Consider the following 18,020-nt stretch of genomic DNA (forward strand, 5'->3'; position numbering starts at 1 on the left):
GCCCACTTTTGTGGGCGGTAGAAAGAAAAGGAACAAGATAGGTTGGAGTATTGGTTACTCGCAGGGCGGAGCTTGATAAATGGTTGCTAGTCCTCCGAGTGATGTTTCTCGGTACTTTCTATTCATGTCCTTACCTGTTTCATACATGGTTTCAATGACCTTATCGAGCGAAATTAAGCATTTGCTGGTTCGTTTCAGAGCCATACGTGAAGCATTGATCGCTTTCATTGCTCCCATCGCATTACGTTCGATACATGGTACTTGAACAAGACCGCCGATTGGGTCGCAAGTCATACCGAGAGAGTGTTCCATCGCGATCTCTGCTGCAATGCACATCTGCTCGTTACTACCGCCTCTTAGGGCTGTTAAGCCAGCAGCAGCCATAGAAGAAGAGACGCCAACTTCACCTTGGCAGCCGACTTCTGCGCCAGAAATCGACGCGTTGGTTTTATACAAAATGCCAATGGCACCAGAAACTGCGATAAAGTCCTTGAGCTGCTTGGTATCAAGCTCTTTAATAAAGCGATGGTAATACATCAATACGGCTGGAATAACACCAGCCGCACCATTGGTAGGCGAGGTAACAACTTGGCCACCTGCTGCATTCTCCTCACTAACAGCGAACGCAAATAGATTAACCCAGTCGAGGATCTCCATAGGATCGTTCTCAATTGCGGCATTCGCTTCAAGTTTTTTGAGCAGATTTGGTGCGCGTCGAGTTACATTTAAGCCGCCATCTAAGATACCTTCTGTATCAAAGCCACGCTGCATGCATAAAGACATCACCTTCCATATTTGGTCGGCTTTCGCGTCAATCTCAGCAGGTTTTAAAAAGCTCTGTTCATTTTTTAAAATCATTCCACCAAGGCTTAAACCAATACTGTCCGCAGTTTCGAGCATTTCTTGCGCAGAACTAAAAGGGTGGGCGACGTTAACGTCAACCTTTTGATCTTTACTTTCAAGTTCGGTCGCAGTCGCGATAAAACCGCCGCCAATGGAATAGTAGGTTTCAAAGCCTATTTGGTTGGCCTGATCATCAAAGGCGGTGATGGTCATGCCATTTTCATGTAATGGCAGGTTGGTAGAATGGAATAAGATGTCACTGTCGTAATTAAACTTAATGTTGTGGTCACCGGCAATGCACAGAGAGTTGTCATCAATTGCGGCTTGCATTTCAACATTCGCTGTAGTGACTTTAATAGTGTCAGGTTTGTATCCAAGCAAGCCCAAAATAGTGGCTCGATCGGTATGGTGACCAATACCAGTGAGTGACAAAGACCCGTAGAGATCAACCTGAATACGAGTCACTTTGGATATCTGTTCTTTGATAAGACGAGTAAATCGGTAGCCCGCAATCATCGGGCCGTTAGTATGTGAGCTAGAAGGGCCAACGCCAATTTTATAAATATCAAAAATCGATAGCATAACTTCGTCCTACCTTGGTTGTGTCTGTTAAACTGGGACAACTAATTAAGTTTAGCTGTTAAGTGAATGAGTGTGCGTCTGTTTTATCGATTTAATCTAACTCAAAAGGTCATTTATTCATCTATTCAACAACGAGAATTGAGACATCAGTGATGGGTATTGAGAAAGTTATTATTGTGCTAGGAAAGCGCCTTCAGAATAGTCAATTGACGTTAGAAGGAAAAAGCCGCGTAGATGCTTTGATTGATTACTTGCCAAGTCAAAGTCCATCTCATACAGCATTGTTGTTCTGTGGTGGAACAACCAAAGGGCAGAGTATCTCAGAGTCTCAGGCAATGTTTGGTTATTTTCAGATGCACGCTGGTTCGATTGAATTTCCTACGCTACATATCTTATTAGAACAAGACTCAACGAGCACCGTAGAAAATATTCAGCACGGCTCAAAAGCATTACTTGATAGCGGTCTCATTAAAAATGATGCTCAACTTGAGGTTGTGTTTGTATCAAATGATTATCACTTATATAGAATTTTTGAGATTCAACAGTTGATGGATGAGCAGGGGCTTCTAGGTGTGTTACGCGCTAAGTGTCTGGCTCAAGGGGTAACACTAAATATATCCTATCGATTAGATGATCATGTATCTGTACCGATTCCATATAACGATGTTAAAGCCGATCTATTTTTGCATGTTGAAGCACTAACGACCTATCGCGTGTATTTAGAAGGGGTGGTGAGTGGTGTGTTTCGTAGGGATTTAACAGAGGTTCGAAAACAGCCACTTAAGATAGCAGAACAAGCTCTGATAGCACTTAATCAGCAATTAACAGGGAATGATGAATTTATGATGCTAGCGTTGTTGGTTCAGACGCTAGAAAAAGCGGTGTTTGAGACTATGCCTAATATGCCAATAAAAAAGGTAAGGGAGTATCTCGCAGTGTTAGATACAAACCTTACCTTATTGAATCGATATCTTGACCCTGAGAGTCAATTAGAAACTCGTTGGTGGCGCTGATAACTCGCCAGATTGATTACTTCTCTTTCTTTTGCTCTTGAGCATTACGGTAGTATTCCCACTGCTCTGTACGCTCTTCTTCTGAAATCACACAGTAAGTCACGCGCATTTCATTTTCAGACACGGTTTCAAGTTCACCGCCTTGCTGTACACAGTAAACTGACGCTGGGTTAGCAATAGACGTATATTCTTTAACCTCATATTCATCAGGTTCGCTTGAGCAGCCAGCTAACACAGCAACGGCTGCTAAACTCGCAAAAATATAGGTTTTTTTCATTATTATCTCCAAATAAACACCTTTATGTCTTAGGTCAGTATAAAAGAACCTTTAAAAAATATTGTGTTAAGTTTGTCAAAAAATTGAACATGTCTAGAATTAATACAAACACCACAGTAATTACACATTGATCCAATTAATGATGTTTGACTCAGTGAACATAAATACCAAGTAAGGATCTAGGTATGTCAGTGAATAAATTTCGGCTTGTTACTCGTAGCGATTTCGATGGGCTAGTTTGCGCTGTACTATTAAAGCAACTTGATTTGATTGAAGACATTACATTTGTTCACCCTAAAGATATGCAGGATGGCAAAGTAACGATTACCGAAAATGATATCGTGACCAATCTTCCCTACGTTCCTCAAGCTCACCTTGTTTTTGATCATCATCTTTCAGAGAAATTGCGTAACCCTGGTGAACACACCAATCACATTATTGAACCCGACACCCCATCAGCTGCGAGAGTGGTTTGGGACTATTACGGGGGAGTTTCAAAGTTTCCGATACATTGGATTGAGATGATGGAAGCGGTCGATAAAGGGGATTCCGCAAACTTTACTCGTGATGAGGTTCTAGACTCAACTGGCTGGAATCTACTTAATTTTCTAATGGATGCAAGAACAGGTCTGGGGAGGTTCCGAGATTTTAGAATATCTAATTATCAATTGATGATGGACCTTATCGATTTTTGTAAATCCCACACGATAGATGAAATTCTACAGCTCCCTGATGTTATTGAACGGGTTTCTATGTATCGAGAGCATGAAAACCTATTCAAAGAGCAAATTGTTCGCTGTGCAAAAGTATACGGCAACTTAGTGGTTTTAGATCTCACCAAAGAAGAGACAATATACGCAGGGAATCGTTTTATGATTTATGCGGTATTTCCACAGTGTAATATCTCGATTCATAAAATGTGGGGATTTCAAAAACAGAACATTGTGTTTGCTACAGGTAAATCGATCTTTGATAAAGGCTCAAAAACCAATGTAGGTGAGTTGATGCTTAAACATGGTGGAGGTGGGCATAAAGCCGCTGGAACCTGTCAAATCAATATTGAGAAGGCAGATGAAGTTGAACAAATCTTGATAGAAAAAATAACAGCTGATGGATAACTAACTAAGTATTTGGTTGTCAGATTCGAATAAAATAAGGGCTCAATATATACTATTGAGCCCTTATTTTTTCTAACTATTATGTTACGTCTTAAAGAGGCATTACACGATTTCTTCCTAATTGCTTCGCCTCATAAAGCAATGCATCCGCACGATCTACTAACATTTCGACAGAGTCACCTCTTTGATATTCAGCCACCCCAAACGAAGCGGTAATATTCGCAATCTGCTTTCCAGAACGGCGATCTTTTATCGACAGCTTTTCAATGCCACGGCGAACTGTTTCTGCAAATTGACGAGCAATTCTAATGGATTTATTTGGAACAATAAGCGCGAACTCTTCTCCACCAAATCGATAAGCTGTAATACCTTCACGACAGCTGGTTTGCAGCCGTTTTGCTAAAGCTCGAATAACGGTATCACCAAATAGATGACCATAATTATCGTTGAAGTTTTTGAAGTGATCGATATCGAGCAAAATAAGAGACATCGGCTGCTCTGCACGGCACAGCGAAAAAAGATCAGCATCAAAGGCTCGACGGTTGTATAGGCTCGATAAGCTATCAAATAGCGCGTCTTGTTGAACTTCTGCTAGTTGGGATTTTAAGCGAGATATTTCTTGGGTAGCGGTACTAAGTTGACCATTGAGGAAATCGGTCGAATTACGGATCTCTCGTGACTCAGAGACTAGTTGACGAATTACCCCCATTACTTCATCGAGCGATAATCCTTCTTTTTCTACGCGGCTAAGATCGGTAAAACTCTTATCAATAAATTCTGAAAATGAAGAGGTGTCGGAAAGAGTATCAGTCATCGAGCTAGCGACTTCGTTGACCAGTAGTTCGATATTTTCTCTCAGATCTGTTAGATCAGTTTCAGCTTGATCGGCAACATAGTTGTTATAAAGCTCTTTGCCCGCAGCAGGCGGACACACACCAAAATTCTCAACAACCATGTCGAGTTCTTGATTAAGTTCAGGGTTACTTTCATCGACGTAGGTGTACCACACTGCATAATTCGCGGGCGTCGCGGCAACATGGTTTTTCATCATCAATGGAACTGCCTTTTTTAAATTAGCAGTCGATTTTTTGAAGTCGTCGCTCGTCATTTCTATTTTTGCTGCCATAACTAACAATTACTTATAAGCCTAAGATTAGTTGATTAATTGAATGTTTGCTTCAATATTCTTTGTCTATTTTAGCAAAAGCAACAAAGCTGAGTAACCATCAAAATCAAGCTTTAGCTAACTTTTACGGAAGATGGAGACTTGACTTGTCTAATCGCAATAATAATCTGAGGTAATAGGGAAGTAGCTATCATACTAAGCATCAATGTATATTGATAGAGTGTAAATGAGTCCCCAATCAGTATTAATCCACTGACGATTCCAGCGATAGGGTTTGCGATGCTACCAAATGTAAAGTCAACGACAGACATTCTTTGTAAGAGCCAAACGTACATGCCATAGCCAAGCGCGGTATTAAAACCAATAACCCAAAGTAGGCCCATAAAGTTTGCGCTATTAAAGTTCTCATATACGGCAATATATGGGGCAGAATCGACAAAATAGTGGAAGCCAGAAGCAAGAGCTAGAATAATGCCACCGATTAATAACTGCCAAGTTAGTACACTCCACCAGTCCATTTTGCTGCCAAGTGATTTCGTAATACTACTGCCAACAACAATACACATGATCGCTGCCAACATCGCCGCTAAGCCAATAGGGTTCAGGCTAATTGAGCTAGGATCAAACAGTAACCAAGCTAATATCACCAACGCAATACCTGAGAGTGCCTGCAGCACGTTGGGTTTTTTATTTCCAATTAACCAATGAAAAATCATAGCAAAGACTGGTACTGAAACCATGCCGACACCGGAAATCGCTGATGGTAGTGTTAGTGCCATCACAAAAATTAGCCCAAAGAATGTCGCAATATTAATGAGGCCTAAGCTGAAGAGAACTTGCCACTCTCCTTTTTTGGGTAGGGTTGGCTTTACCATTAGCAGCAGTAACCCAGCAGGTAGCGCACGCAAAGCCCCTAGCAACAACGGTGGCCAGTTAGGAAGCGTATACTGCGTTACCGCATACGTTGTGCCCCAGAAAAATGCGGGGATCATTGCTAAAAGTATATTCATAAAATCAATTATCTTCACATTAAGATATTTTTGTGTGAACTTACGCCTAAAATCACTATTTGTAAAGTATCTTTATGTTAAGATATTGAGGATCTGATCTATTTTTTAAGGGAGAGTAAATTAATTATGGACGCAATTGAACGTGTTGTAGAGCAGTGGGCCACCGAGAAACCAGAGTTAGATACGCAGCCAATGGCAATGCTAGGGCGTTTATTGCGTGTTTCCAAACACTTAGAAACACACGTTGCAGAAAAACATAAGCAATATGACTTAAAATTAGGTGAATTTGATGTACTGGCCACGTTGAGAAGAAGTGGCAAACCATACAGCCTAACGCCATCTGAATTAATAGACTCAATGATGCTGACTTCGGGTGCGATGACCAATCGTCTCGACAAGTTAGAAAAGAAAAGGCTTATTGAACGTACTCACAGTAAAGAAGACCGTCGTAGCGTATTCGTAAAGCTGACGAAAGATGGATTAGTCCTCATCGATGAAATGATGACAGAGCATGTCGCCGTGCAAACCAGTTTGGTTGACTCTTTATCGCCAACTCAGAAGAAGCAATTAAATCAATTGTTAACAACATGGCTAGCTCAGTTCGAATCATAAGGTTACAGCTAGTTGCGGTAAGAACACTTTGACAAGGAGGTAGTGGTGGAGAGTAAACAACTTGAAGAGTTCTTAATGGCGTTTGTCGCAGCAGAGCAGGACTTCCCTTTTGGCGTTGAGGTTTTAGTTCTGAAAGTGAAAGGTAAAATGTTTGCGCTTATTAGTGAACGTAATGGAAGAGAAACCGTAAACTTAAAGTGTGCCCCTGAAGATGGAGAAGTTTTAGTCAGTCAGTTTGATGGTATTTCTCCTGGGTATCATATGAATAAACGCCATTGGATAACGGTTGACCTCAATAGTGATGTTGAAGAGTCCCTTATCAAAGAGTTAAGTGAGCGATCTTACCAACTCGTAGTAAGCAAACTCAAAAAATCAGAAAGAGAGATGCTCAATGTAAATCAGAGCCAGAAATAGAAACGCAGAGTGAGCTACTCTGCATTTTTCGGCCTATTCCAAATTCAATAAACGGGCTAAACGGGTTGTTTACTCTCTTCGATATGCTTAGCGCCTTTCAGCATCGCTTGTATCAATTCGCCCGCATTAAATTTTTCCAACGCTTCATGAGCGCCCACTTGATGTGCTCTCTCAATACAAATCTCACTCGATAGCGACGTGTGCAAAATGCAGTAAGCGCTATCAAGATCTGGCGAGTTTTGTACTTCAAATGCAAGCTCGTAACCATCTAAACCCGGCATTTCAATATCACTAACTAAGAGATCTATTGCCTGAACAGTTGAAGACTGAGCCTTCATTAACTCAAGTGCTTCCAGTCCGTTCTTACAAATTTGATAAGGGATATTGATTCTATCCAAAGCATCTGCGAGTTGTTTTCTAGCAATTGAAGAGTCGTCCACAAGTAGAATATTCAGAGCTTTTAAACGCTCACGTTCAATATCTGTAAGCATTGGGATATTGGCGGATTCATATTGTGGGTAGATTTTTGACAGTAATAACTCAACATCAAGCATCTGCACGATGTGCTCGTCGTGACGCGTGATACCCGTTACGAATACATCCTTACCAGTTGTTTCAGGTGGAGACTCAATAGAGCGCCAGTTACATTCAATGATCTTTTCAATTGAGCGCACCATAAAGGCAACAATCGTACGTAAACAGTCGGTCACAATGAGATAGCTGTCATTGTATTCTTCAGGTTGAATCGGTCGAAAACCAATGGCTGCAGCCATATCGATTACAGGAACTGTTAAGTCACGAATGGTCACCGTACCAACGACATGGTGATGTGAGTAAGGAATTTGAGTTGTAGGCATATAGGGAACAATTTCCCGAACCTTTAATGTCCCTATAGCGAACAGTTGTTTCTGTGCATTCAGGGTGAACATAAGCATACCTTGGGATTGGTTTGCTTTACTGGGTGTTTTAGCCATGACGTGTCTCAAAATGAATCTACTACTATTAATAGTAACGTATTTTCTTTATGGAGCAATGCTAACGGATGTGGAATTTGGCACCAGTGAAACGTTTATTGATCTGACAAGGTATGCGAGTTGGGTGAAGATCTCGATTGGTTGAGGTAGAATCGCAGCCAATGAGTAGTTAGACATTAAAAGTAGAGCAAAAACATGGCGAGCACCGCAGCGGCACTTCACATCTTAGTGAAGCATAAAGAACAAGCAGAAGACATCATCAAGCAGCTTAAAAAGGGCGCAAAGTTTCAAACCTTAGCGAAGAAATACTCAAATTGTCCATCAGGTAAAAAGGGTGGCGACTTGGGTGAGTTTCGTAAAGGGCAAATGGTGCCTCAGTTCGACAAAGTCTGTTTTAGTGGCGAAACTCTAGTCCCTCATCTTGTCAAAACTAAGTTTGGCTGGCATGTGGTGAAAGTGCTTTATCGTACTTAAATTGATTACTTAAGAGTATTTTCCTATTAGTGGATTCGACCTTATTTTTACCTTTGATGAATAAGATGTATCTATGGATGACCAACTTAAAAATTTAGACTTAAGACTTTTAATGTTATTGAAAGTTTTGGTTAAAACCAAAAGTACCTCAAAAGCCGCAGAGCAATTAGGTATATCTCAATCTTCTGCGAGTAAAGGGTTGGAGAAGTTGAGAGCGGTATTTGGCGATCATCTATTTATTCGCAAATCTTATGGAATCGAACCGTCTGAGATGGCGGTTAAGCTTGCCGAAGCTATGGACGCGCTCTTATTGCCTGTATCGAATGTATTAAGAGAATACCAAAACTTTGATCCATTGGAATACACTGGCAATCTCTCTATCGTGGCTAATACATTCTTATTAGAAGTCGTTGGTGCAGAGATTATCCTCCATTTAAAAAAAACATTTCCCAAAGCAACGTTTAATATAACCAGTTGGAATGAACATAGTGTGGCGGAAATATTGGAAGGCAAGCATGACTACGGCATTCAACTAGAACAAGTTCCTCTGCCACAGAATATATACAGTCAAAAAATATATTCAGAAGACAACTTAATCTTTGCTAGACAAGATCATCCCCTGCTAGATGGTTCAATGAAGTGGGGAGACATTGCAGAGTTGCCTTTGGTTATTTTACGCCAACCAGTTCAAAGCATGGCCACATTACCTTTGCTGAAAACCTATCGAGATCTTGGGTTTGATCCAGAAATTCAACTCATTTCTACCAGTCTATCTGCCGCTAATGCTTTTTTGAAAACATCAGATGCGATTATGTACGCCACTGAAACGCTTGTACATTTAACTGATGGACTCCGTTGTTATCCTGTGCCGAATGAAAGGAACCCGATTGGAAAAACGGTATTAAAAGGCTGCCTATTGCAAACACGTCGAAACTATCCAATGTATAAGTATTTACATCGTGAGATGAAGGCGTTGTTTGCCACTTTGTAGTTCTTACCGATTTAACTATAGCTTTCTAATTTCTTAAAACGATATGTACTGCTTATGGAAGTATGTATCGTTTGCTTTGCTACTATTTAAAGAAGGGATGTTTACAGCAACGCTTTAGATTTTACTTAGAAATAATGTCTTAACGAAGTACCATACAAAAAATGAATTTAAACAGCTACTGGAATAAGTTTTAATATGGATGATCGCCTCAAGAATCTTGATCTTAGACTTTTAATGCTCTTGAAAGTGCTAGTTAAAACCAAAAGCACCTCTTTGGCTGCAGAGGAGTTAGGGGTAACTCAGCCAACAGTCAGTAAAGGTTTAGATAAGCTAAAAGCAGTATTTGGAGAACATCTATTTATTCGTCAGTCGCGTGGTATTGAACCCTCAGAGATGGCGATAAGGCTTGCAGAAGCGACGGACGCATTCTTAACACCGATTTCTAATGTCTTAAGAGATTATGAACAGTTTGAGCCGTTAGAGTACTCAGGCAGTATATCTATAGTAGCAAATGCGATCTTATTAGAGGTCATAGGGGGGGATATTGTTCTTCGCTTGAAAAAGATGTTCCCCAAGGCAAAGTTTGAGATAACAAGTTGGAACGAGCACACCATAACAGATTTCCTAGAAGGTAAGATAGACTATGGTATTCAAGTAGAAGAGATTTCTTTACCACAAGATATATATAGTCAAAAAATTTACTCCGAAGATAATGTTATTTTTGCTAGGCATAATCATCCGGCTTTCCTTCAATCATTCACCTGGGAAGATGTCATTTCATTACCTTTGGTTAGTTTATGGCAACCCGTAAAAAACTATTCGAAGAACCAGTTGAACAAATCGTATCAAGATATAGGTTATGTTCATGAAATTGATCTCATCTCTAGTACCATTTCGGCCGCAAATGCGTTCTTAAAAGACTCTGATGCGATTATGTTTGGTACAGAAACTCTTTTTAGATTAACCGATGGACTCCGTTGCTACTCTGTACCGAGTGAAGGGATGCCAATTGGAAAAACGGTGCTCAAAGGGTGTTTATTACAAACGAGACGGAACCACCTGATGTATGGATACTTGCATCTGGAAATGAAGAAGCTGTTTAGTACTTTTTAGCTATTGATTTTCACCCTTTTCGATAAGGCTGGAATCCATCGACCTTAAGTTATTTCTTTTTTCCTTTTAAAGGGCTCTGCCATAACCTTTATTAGCCAACTAAATTCAATTTCATGCTCGCGTTGCTTTAGGCTGAGTAGAAGAGTTTAAATCAGGCTCAAGTTCTATTGGCATTTGTAATTGCACTACCCCGGCCATAACGAAAATTCCTCTTCTGTTGATTTAGAATAGCGCACCATTGGAAATAGGTCGTCATTGCTGCGAAGTTTCATCAACATTGATTCGATTCTTGCCTATCGAATACCGTATTACGATGAAGTCTCTGTTGATCTAAACGTATGTCTATCAGAGGTTTATCTAGGTTTAAAAGCGGGATGTAAATAAGTATAGGTGAGAATACGAGATGAAATGCTTCAACGTCACTGTTTTTCGACTAATGGGTATTTGTCATTAACTAAGCAGAAGACACGGGCGTAGGCGGATTGTAACCATCGTCTAAAAGTCCGCTTAATAGCATCGCTAAAGAGCTCTATTTCAAGTGGAAAATGGTTCTATAACGTTGCTGTAATGAGAAATTAATAGGTGTTTTGCCGCTCGCTGCTTCCATGTTTTACCTGATATTCACTATCTAACGGAATAGATTTCGAGTATCTGATGATTTGAGATCGTCCATTTTGTTTAGCGTAGTAAAGCGCTTTATCCGCCTTTCTTAATAGTTCATCTAATGAGTCGACTGAGTCAATACTGTCGGCGACTCCAGCACTAAAACTTACCGTTGTTAATGTCCCTGAAGGGGTAGTCAACGGTAGGGCTCTGACCGTGAGCAAAATGAATTCTAGTTCTTTTAGATGCGTAAGAGAATCGGCGCCATTGTGGATGATGCAGAACTCTTCTCCACCAAGGCGAGCAAAAAATTGCGAATCGGTTAAATGCTGATGGATGTGCGTAGCAAAAGCTTTTAATACATCATCACCAAAACAATGGCCATAGGTGTCGTTACAACGTTTGAAATGGTCGATATCAATAATGCTAACCGCGCAGTTTAATTCGTTATTTGCTTGTTTCATCTCATTGAACTTAGCAAACAGCGACCGTCGATTTGGGATATTAGTGAGCTGATCAACGTGGGCGAGAACATGCATTTCATGGCTATACTTCTCAAGCATGGTTGATGAGCTACGAAGCAGCTGTTGCGACTTTTTCAACTGAGTGACTTCTTGCCCATGTGCAACGATAAGGTTAGTGATTGAGCAATAATTGAAGGTGAACTCATAAAGCATACGACAACGAGCTTGTGCAATTTCAAGTGTAAACTGATGTGTGCTCTCTTCTCCTTCAACATATTGGCTAAGCATATTTTTAAGCTTACCAATCAAGACACTATCGGAAGGCTCTTGTTTACTGTTGCTGAGTTCAAATAGTTGAAGGCTGCACTCGTTGAGAAACACCGAGCGTTTTGTTTTTGGGTCAAACAAAATGATGGGTGCAGGTATTGAGTTGAATAAATCAAATCTATCTTTCATGTTCAATACTCTCTCTAGCCGAGAATTAACGTTTTTTTCGTTGTTATAGTATCAAGTAGTTGCTTAATGTCGTGGCTTTCAACACCAAAGCTTGTGAGTACTTCTTGTAATATCGAGACCACTTCAGACCATGCATCTTCGCTGATAGAAAACCGGCTGTGAGCGTTTAATAGCTCTCTGTCATCATAGTTTTGTGGGCCACCCATGATGGAGCTGATAAAGTTAACTTGATGATCAATCAGCGCATTAAAGTTGGTATTCTTGAAATAGGGACTTAGCGTCTCTGAAGCCAACACTTGATCAAAAAACGCTTCCACGATTTGGTGCACTTGCCCAAAACCGCCGTACTTTAGGTATAAAGAAGAACTCAATGTGTCATCTCCATGCTACTTGATGCGTAATGTCTTTAGTTACTGTAACTATAGGATAACTGTATGAAATGGCGACCTTAGAGCATGTAAAATGTCAAAAATTGAGTACTCACGTCGTTATTGCTAAGAGTTCTGGTGTGAGGTTGAAATTATGCAATTGGTGTCTTTGATTGGTACTTACCATGACTGGGGCTGTGTATCTTCATATCGTTTGAGTAAAGTAGTTGTCCCTCCATTTTATGAAGGGACATAGTAGAAGCCATCAAGAACGTGTTAAATGTAGCTAGAGAGCTATAAGTAGCACGTTAGATAGATTGGTGTTGATTAAGCCACCATCTCATCACAAAACAGCTCTGCATGACTTATTCCATCAAGCGCACAACTTTCGTCAACGTCAGAGACATCACCACTGACACCCACAGCACCGAGTACCGTATTTTCCTCATCACGAATCAATAAACCGCCCGGTACAGGCACCATGTTTCCGTGAGCGAGAACATTCACAGCAGAGATAAACGCAGGACGTGTATCTGCATCTTGAGCGAGCTTTCTTGAAGAGCAACCGAGCGCTAAAGCTCCCCATGCTTTTGCAACCGCAATATCAGGTCGCATCATACTCGATCCATCTTGGCGCTGGAGTGAAATAAGCTTCCCACCGCTATCAAGTACTGCAACGGTAAGTGGTGCACTATTGGTTTGTTGCCCTGCGTTTAGCGTGCCGTCAATAATGGTCAACGCTTGTTGAAGAGTTAAACTTCCCATGTTATCTCCTAAGTCTATGATCGCTATCGGTGCTTTTTGAGGAGTAAGAGTGCCTATAGATAAAGCTTATAGGCGACTAGCTCCTTTAAGAAGCGGATAGCTTGGTAAAGTTAGGAAGTTGGCAAACTGTTTTGCTGTTGAAAGATCGTAAAATAGATCGGCGGTTTCTTTAAATCGCCCAGCAGCATAACGAGCTTCTCCAACTTCTTGTGAAATTGTATCGAGCTCTTGATAGAGCCATTTATGCAAACGTTCTTTGTCAAAAGGTTGGCCATCATCTAGAGTGATGCCGTGGTGGATCCACTGCCAAATGTTAGCTCGTGAAATTTCAGCAGTAGCAGCGTCTTCCATTAATCCGTAGATTGGTACACAGCCTTTTCCTTGAATCCATGACTCGATGTAATACAGCGCAATACGTATGTTTTTACGAACGCCTGCCTCATCGCGTCTGCCGGTACAAGGCTTAAGCAGAAGGTCTGCATCTATTGTGTGTGTAGGGCTAGCAAAATCCAGTTGATTGGCTTTGCCATTCATGTGCTTGTTGAGGGTAGACATAGCAAGGTCAACAAGAGCTGGGTGAGCCACCCAAGTACCATCGTGACCATTGGTGACTTCGCGTTGTTTATCTTCAATCACCTTCGCAGTGACTGCCGCCATTTTTTGAGGATCTTTATTTGGAATAAAGGCTGACATTCCCCCCATAGCTAGTGCGCCACGAGCATGACATGTGCGAACCAATAATTGACTGTAGGCGTTCAAGAAATCTTGATTCATGCCAATGCCGTGTCTGTCTGGCAAAATTCGGTCGGCATGATTTTTCAGTGTTTTGATGTAGCTGAAGATGTAATCCCAGCGGCCACAGTTCATCGCAACGATGTGGTCACGCATAGCGTAGAGAATTTCGTCCATCTGGAAAGCAGCAGGTAAGGTTTCAATTAATACTGTTGCTTTAATGGTTCCGCGTTCCACACTGAAATAATCTTCAGTAAAACGGAAAACATCATCCCACCATTGCGCTTCTTCCATGCTTTCTAATTTGGGAATGTAGTAGTAAACGCCCAATCCTTTCTCAGCACGGCTTTGATAGTTATGAAAAAAGTACAGCGCGAAGTCCATTAGACAACCCGCAATAGCTTCATCATTAAAGTTAATGCCTTGCTCTGGTAGATGGATGCCACGGGGGCGTGCAATCAGTTGGGAATGTTCTGCATTAAGCTCGTATTGTTTGTTCTTTGCTTCATCTGAATAGCTGATCGTACCTAGGTTGGCATCGCGCAGGTTAACTTGACCATCAATCATGTTCTCCCATGTAGGCGCAGAGGCATCTTCAAAGCAGCACATAAAGACCTTTGCACCAGAGTTCATGGCATTTATGACCATTTTTCGATCAATCGGGCCGGTTATTTCTACTCGTCTATCGAGTAGTGGTGCGGGAATTTGCGCAACACGCCACTGTTTATCTTCACGTATTTGGCGTGTGTCTTGTCTAAAATCAGGTAGAGCGCCTTTATCATATTCTGCTTGGGCAATATCTCTTGCAGTTAATAGGCTGTTTCTACGATCTTGGAAGGTCTCTACTAGTTTATGTAGAAAGGTAATAGCAGGCTTAGACAGGATCGATTTGTACTCTGGGTTACAATTATCACCTAATATTTCTAGCTTCGACTCCGAAAGCTTTGGTGTAGAAAAATCAGTGCGATCCGCTGTGTCATTTGAATTCATTGTTCGTCTCCTTAAACAATACCGATTGAATTTGTATACAAAATCAAATTTACATGTCTACTTATATTGTAATTCTAGTAAACAATCAAAGTAATTTTAACAAAGTATTATCATTAATATTTGAGTGAAATTAATTTAACGTAAAGATAGTTTATATAAAGCTAAGTGGGTTAAGGTCCTTGAGGTTAGTAACCACTTAGGAAGGCGTGTGGTTGTTATTTTGATGTTAAATTTGTTCTTGCCAAATTCTCAGAAAAGCTCATAGTGTACAAAGTCGTTTTAAATTGTATACAATCCGAAAGGGAGATTCACATGGCTAGAATGAAAGCAATAGAAGCTGCAGTTGAGGTAATGAAACTAGAAGGTGTTGATATCGCCTTTGGTGTTCCAGGTGCAGCTATTAACCCAATGTATGCCGCAATGAAAAAGCTGGAAGGTATTGATCATGTGCTGGCACGCCATGTTGAAGGTGCTTCCCATATGGCGGAAGGGTATACACGTACCAACCAAGACAACATCGGTGTATGTATAGGTACATCAGGCCCAGCGGGAACAGATATGATCACGGGGCTTTATTCTGCATCAGCGGATTCGATTCCAATTCTATGTATTACAGGCCAAGCACCACGCGCAAGACTGCATAAAGAAGATTTCCAAGCAGTAGACATTGAAACTATTGCTAAGCCAGTAACCAAATGGGCAACAACCGTACTAGAGCCAGCTCAAGTACCGCGTGCTTTCCAAAAAGCGTTCCATATTATGCGCTCAGGCCGACCTGGACCGGTTCTACTTGATCTACCCATTGATGTTCAGCTAGCTGAGATTGAATTTGATATCGAAACCTATCAACCTCTAGAAGCTTACAAACCTAAAGCGACAAGAGAGCAAGCTGAAAAAGCAATGTCGATGATGTGTGATTCTGAGAATCCTCTTATTGTCTCTGGTGGTGGTGTTATTAATGCTGGAGCGTCTGAGTTGCTTCAGCAGTTCGCTGAAATTACCGGTGTTCCTGTTGTTCCAACGTTAATGGGTTGGGGAACGATTCCTGATGACCATGAGCTGATGGCGGGTATGGTAGGGCTTCAAACTGCGCACCGTTACGGTAATGAAACCATGCTTCAATCAGATTTCGTATTTGGTATTGGTAACCGTTTTGCAAACCGTCATACGGGTTCATTAGATGTTTACACCAAAGATCGTACGTTCGTTCACGTTGATATCGAACCGACGCAAATTGGCCGCGTATTCTGTCCGGATCTAGGTATCGTATCTGATGCGAAATCGGCACTTGAGCAGCTAGTAGAAGTAGCGAAAGAGTGGCGTGACAAAGGTATTCTGCCGAATCGTAGCCAGTGGGTGAACGAGTGTCAGCAGCGTAAAGCAACCATGCTGCGTAAAACGCACTATACCGAAATTCCTGTTAAACCAATGCGTGTTTACGAAGAGATGAACAAAGCGTTTGATCGCGAAACTTGTTACGTAAGTACGATTGGTTTGTCGCAAATTGCTGCAGCGCAAATGCTTCACGTTTATAAGCCGCGCCACTGGATCAACTGTGGTCAAGCTGGCCCTCTAGGTTGGACTATTCCTGCAGCGCTAGGTGTACGTGCTGCAGATCCAAGCCGCCCTATTGTTGCTATCTCTGGTGATTACGATTTCCAATTCATGATCGAAGAGTTAGCGGTTGGTGCGCAATTTAACCTTCCATACATCCACGTTGTCGTAAACAACTCGTACCTTGGCCTGATTCGTCAAGCACAGCGACAGTTTGATATCGATTACTGTGTTCAATTAGCTTTTGAAAACCAAAATGCTCCAGAGCTTGAAGGTTACGGCGTAGACCATGTAGCGGTTGTTGAGGGTCTAGGTTGTAAAGCGATTCGAGTTCGAGATCCTGACCTATTGCCACAAGCTTTTGAAAATGCAAAAGCGCTAATGAACAAGCATAAAGTGCCAGTTGTCGTTGAAGTAATTCTAGAGCGCGTTACGAACATTGCGATGGGTGTTGAGATTAACGCCATCAATGAATTCGAATCTCTAGCTGAAACACTTGAAGATGCGCCGACAGCGTTACGTAACAACTTAAGCCAATAGATTAAGTAAATAGCTTATGTAAATAACGTAAGCAAATGGCTTAGAGAGTTACGAATAACACAAGCTTAAGAACCAATACTATTTCATGTAATGCACGCTACTAGTAAGGGCTGTCGCACATAAGGCTCCACCAACGTTATCAACAGCGGTGTTATGTGTGATGGACTTTACGCGAGGTGGCTTACATGAAAATTAAGGAGAACATCATGCCAAAATTTGCTGCCAACTTATCGATGCTTTTTAACGAAGTTGATTTTTTAGATCGCTTCAAAGCTGCCTCAGATGCGGGTTTTCAAGGGGTAGAATATCTATTTCCTTATGACTTTAGCGCACAGGAAATTAAACAAAACCTGGACACATACAAGCTGGAACAGGTTCTGTTCAATTTGCCTGCTGGCGATTGGAATGCTGGAGACAGAGGTATTGCAGTTGATCCTAGCCGTGTTGCCGAATTCCAATCAGGCGTAGCAAAAGCGATTGAATACGCGAAAGTACTCGGTTGTACGCAAATCAACTGTTTAGCGGGTATCGCACCAAAAGGTGTGACTGAGCAAGACGCCTATTCAGTGCTCGTGATTAACCTAAGATACGCGGCTGAAGCATTAAAAGCTCAAGGTATCTCTATGGTTATCGAGGCGATTAACACTCGAGATATTCCGGGCTTCTTTATTAATAACACAGAGCAAGCAAAGGGTATTATCAAAGAAGTTGGCAGCGATAACTTGTCACTTCAGTATGACATTTACCACATGCAGATCATGGAAGGCGACCTTGCACCAACCATGAGTCATAACATCGCTCAAATTGGCCACGTTCAGCTGGCTGATAACCCAGGTCGTAATGAGCCGGGAACAGGCGAAATCAACTATCCATTCGTACTTGCTCACCTAGACAGCCTTGGTTATACCGGTTGGGTTGGGTGTGAGTACAAACCAAAGACAACAACGACAGACGGTTTAGATTGGCTTAATCAATATCGTTAATTGAATCGTGATAACTGA

General features: G+C 41.4%; 18 protein-coding genes. 9 read left to right on the forward strand and 9 right to left on the reverse strand.

Annotated features, from left to right (window positions below; translation table 11 throughout):
- Positions 1–54 precede the first annotated feature (54 nt).
- Positions 55–1,425 (reverse strand): L-serine ammonia-lyase, encoded by a 1,371-nt coding sequence (locus tag L4D20_RS02015; RefSeq protein WP_428799891.1) that lies wholly within the window; start codon positions 1,423–1,425, stop codon positions 55–57.
- Between the two features lie 152 nt (positions 1,426–1,577).
- Between L4D20_RS02015 and L4D20_RS02020 the strand changes: the two genes are divergently transcribed.
- Positions 1,578–2,438: a YdcF family protein gene (locus L4D20_RS02020; protein ID WP_428799892.1), complete on the forward strand. Its 861-nt coding sequence runs from the start codon at positions 1,578–1,580 to the stop codon at positions 2,436–2,438.
- A 16-nt stretch (positions 2,439–2,454) separates the two neighbouring features.
- Here L4D20_RS02020 and L4D20_RS02025 read toward each other — a convergent pair whose 3' ends face one another.
- Positions 2,455–2,715: a putative hemolysin gene (locus L4D20_RS02025; RefSeq protein ID WP_428799893.1), complete on the reverse strand. Its 261-nt coding sequence runs from the start codon at positions 2,713–2,715 to the stop codon at positions 2,455–2,457.
- 185 nt (positions 2,716–2,900) lie between these two features.
- Here L4D20_RS02025 and L4D20_RS02030 point away from each other — a divergent pair, with 185 nt between their 5' ends.
- On the forward strand, positions 2,901–3,833 hold the full coding sequence (locus L4D20_RS02030; protein WP_428799894.1) for an exopolyphosphatase: 933 nt from the start codon (positions 2,901–2,903) through the stop codon (positions 3,831–3,833).
- A gap of 91 nt (positions 3,834–3,924) precedes the next feature.
- Here the strand turns inward: L4D20_RS02030 and L4D20_RS02035 are convergent, their stop codons facing one another.
- Together L4D20_RS02035 and L4D20_RS02040 are read right to left on the reverse strand one after the other, a co-directional pair.
- Entirely contained in the window at positions 3,925–4,941 is a 1,017-nt protein-coding gene (locus L4D20_RS02035) for a GGDEF domain-containing protein (RefSeq protein ID WP_428800736.1), read from the reverse strand.
- A 131-nt stretch (positions 4,942–5,072) separates the two neighbouring features.
- On the reverse strand, positions 5,073–5,969 hold the full coding sequence (locus tag L4D20_RS02040; RefSeq protein WP_428799895.1) for an EamA family transporter: 897 nt from the start codon (positions 5,967–5,969) through the stop codon (positions 5,073–5,075).
- 126 nt (positions 5,970–6,095) lie between these two features.
- Here L4D20_RS02040 and L4D20_RS02045 point away from each other — a divergent pair, with 126 nt between their 5' ends.
- Both L4D20_RS02045 and L4D20_RS02050 read left to right on the forward strand, forming a co-directional pair.
- Positions 6,096–6,581 (forward strand): MarR family winged helix-turn-helix transcriptional regulator, encoded by a 486-nt coding sequence (locus L4D20_RS02045; RefSeq protein WP_428799896.1) that lies wholly within the window; start codon positions 6,096–6,098, stop codon positions 6,579–6,581.
- Between the two features lie 45 nt (positions 6,582–6,626).
- Complete coding sequence (locus L4D20_RS02050) at positions 6,627–6,995, forward strand: MmcQ/YjbR family DNA-binding protein (RefSeq protein WP_428799897.1); 369 nt, start codon at positions 6,627–6,629, stop codon at positions 6,993–6,995.
- Positions 6,996–7,051: 56 nt separating this feature from the next.
- Here the strand turns inward: L4D20_RS02050 and L4D20_RS02055 are convergent, their stop codons facing one another.
- Entirely contained in the window at positions 7,052–7,969 is a 918-nt protein-coding gene (locus tag L4D20_RS02055; protein ID WP_428799898.1) for a chemotaxis protein, read from the reverse strand.
- 195 nt (positions 7,970–8,164) lie between these two features.
- On the opposite strand from L4D20_RS02055, the gene ppiC reads away from it, so the two are divergent.
- The 3 genes from ppiC (at position 8,165) to L4D20_RS02070 (ending at position 10,547) form a co-directional block, all read left to right on the forward strand.
- Positions 8,165–8,443: a peptidylprolyl isomerase PpiC gene (gene ppiC, locus L4D20_RS02060; protein ID WP_248009694.1), complete on the forward strand. Its 279-nt coding sequence runs from the start codon at positions 8,165–8,167 to the stop codon at positions 8,441–8,443.
- 73 nt (positions 8,444–8,516) lie between these two features.
- Complete coding sequence (locus tag L4D20_RS02065) at positions 8,517–9,434, forward strand: LysR family transcriptional regulator (RefSeq protein ID WP_428799899.1); 918 nt, start codon at positions 8,517–8,519, stop codon at positions 9,432–9,434.
- 195 nt (positions 9,435–9,629) lie between these two features.
- Complete coding sequence (locus L4D20_RS02070) at positions 9,630–10,547, forward strand: LysR family transcriptional regulator (RefSeq protein WP_428799900.1); 918 nt, start codon at positions 9,630–9,632, stop codon at positions 10,545–10,547.
- A 575-nt stretch (positions 10,548–11,122) separates the two neighbouring features.
- Here the strand turns inward: L4D20_RS02070 and L4D20_RS02075 are convergent.
- From L4D20_RS02075 to aceB, 4 genes are all read right to left on the reverse strand, one after another.
- The gene (locus L4D20_RS02075; RefSeq protein WP_428799901.1) at positions 11,123–12,070 is read right to left on the reverse strand and encodes a GGDEF domain-containing protein; all 948 of its coding nucleotides are present in this window, start codon (positions 12,068–12,070) and stop codon (positions 11,123–11,125) included.
- Positions 12,071–12,084: 14 nt separating this feature from the next.
- The gene (locus L4D20_RS02080; protein WP_428799902.1) at positions 12,085–12,441 is read right to left on the reverse strand and encodes a group I truncated hemoglobin; all 357 of its coding nucleotides are present in this window, start codon (positions 12,439–12,441) and stop codon (positions 12,085–12,087) included.
- Between the two features lie 324 nt (positions 12,442–12,765).
- Positions 12,766–13,203 (reverse strand): GlcG/HbpS family heme-binding protein, encoded by a 438-nt coding sequence (locus tag L4D20_RS02085; RefSeq protein ID WP_428799903.1) that lies wholly within the window; start codon positions 13,201–13,203, stop codon positions 12,766–12,768.
- A gap of 66 nt (positions 13,204–13,269) precedes the next feature.
- On the reverse strand, positions 13,270–14,925 hold the full coding sequence (aceB, locus tag L4D20_RS02090) for a malate synthase A (RefSeq protein ID WP_428799904.1): 1,656 nt from the start codon (positions 14,923–14,925) through the stop codon (positions 13,270–13,272).
- A 312-nt stretch (positions 14,926–15,237) separates the two neighbouring features.
- On the opposite strand from aceB, the gene gcl reads away from it, so the two are divergent.
- Together gcl and hyi are read left to right on the forward strand one after the other, a co-directional pair.
- The gene (gcl, locus tag L4D20_RS02095; protein WP_428799905.1) at positions 15,238–17,019 is read left to right on the forward strand and encodes a glyoxylate carboligase; all 1,782 of its coding nucleotides are present in this window, start codon (positions 15,238–15,240) and stop codon (positions 17,017–17,019) included.
- A 206-nt stretch (positions 17,020–17,225) separates the two neighbouring features.
- Positions 17,226–18,002, forward strand: coding sequence for a hydroxypyruvate isomerase (hyi, locus tag L4D20_RS02100; RefSeq protein WP_428799906.1), 777 nt, complete (start codon positions 17,226–17,228; stop codon positions 18,000–18,002).
- Positions 18,003–18,020 lie beyond the last annotated feature (18 nt).

It is taken from the genome of Vibrio kyushuensis (assembly GCF_050337325.1).
Classification (GTDB): domain Bacteria; phylum Pseudomonadota; class Gammaproteobacteria; order Enterobacterales; family Vibrionaceae; genus Vibrio; species Vibrio kyushuensis.

Excerpts from the sequence above, each read along its gene's own strand:
- L4D20_RS02015 (WP_428799891.1), bottom strand. The coding sequence starts at position 1,425 with ATGCTATCGATTTTTGATATTTATAAAATTGGCGTTGGCCCTTCTAGC.
- L4D20_RS02020 (WP_428799892.1), top strand. The coding sequence starts at position 1,578 with ATGGGTATTGAGAAAGTTATTATTGTGCTAGGAAAGCGCCTTCAGAAT.
- L4D20_RS02025 (WP_428799893.1), bottom strand. The coding sequence starts at position 2,715 with ATGAAAAAAACCTATATTTTTGCGAGTTTAGCAGCCGTTGCTGTGTTA.
- L4D20_RS02030 (WP_428799894.1), top strand. The coding sequence starts at position 2,901 with ATGTCAGTGAATAAATTTCGGCTTGTTACTCGTAGCGATTTCGATGGG.
- L4D20_RS02035 (WP_428800736.1), bottom strand. The coding sequence starts at position 4,941 with ATGACGAGCGACGACTTCAAAAAATCGACTGCTAATTTAAAAAAGGCA.
- L4D20_RS02040 (WP_428799895.1), bottom strand. The coding sequence starts at position 5,969 with ATGAATATACTTTTAGCAATGATCCCCGCATTTTTCTGGGGCACAACG.
- L4D20_RS02045 (WP_428799896.1), top strand. The coding sequence starts at position 6,096 with ATGGACGCAATTGAACGTGTTGTAGAGCAGTGGGCCACCGAGAAACCA.
- L4D20_RS02055 (WP_428799898.1), bottom strand. The coding sequence starts at position 7,969 with ATGGCTAAAACACCCAGTAAAGCAAACCAATCCCAAGGTATGCTTATG.
- ppiC (WP_248009694.1), top strand. The coding sequence starts at position 8,165 with ATGGCGAGCACCGCAGCGGCACTTCACATCTTAGTGAAGCATAAAGAA.
- L4D20_RS02065 (WP_428799899.1), top strand. The coding sequence starts at position 8,517 with ATGGATGACCAACTTAAAAATTTAGACTTAAGACTTTTAATGTTATTG.
- L4D20_RS02070 (WP_428799900.1), top strand. The coding sequence starts at position 9,630 with ATGGATGATCGCCTCAAGAATCTTGATCTTAGACTTTTAATGCTCTTG.
- L4D20_RS02075 (WP_428799901.1), bottom strand. The coding sequence starts at position 12,070 with ATGAAAGATAGATTTGATTTATTCAACTCAATACCTGCACCCATCATT.
- L4D20_RS02085 (WP_428799903.1), bottom strand. The coding sequence starts at position 13,203 with ATGGGAAGTTTAACTCTTCAACAAGCGTTGACCATTATTGACGGCACG.
- aceB (WP_428799904.1), bottom strand. The coding sequence starts at position 14,925 with ATGAATTCAAATGACACAGCGGATCGCACTGATTTTTCTACACCAAAG.
- gcl (WP_428799905.1), top strand. The coding sequence starts at position 15,238 with ATGGCTAGAATGAAAGCAATAGAAGCTGCAGTTGAGGTAATGAAACTA.
- hyi (WP_428799906.1), top strand. The coding sequence starts at position 17,226 with ATGCCAAAATTTGCTGCCAACTTATCGATGCTTTTTAACGAAGTTGAT.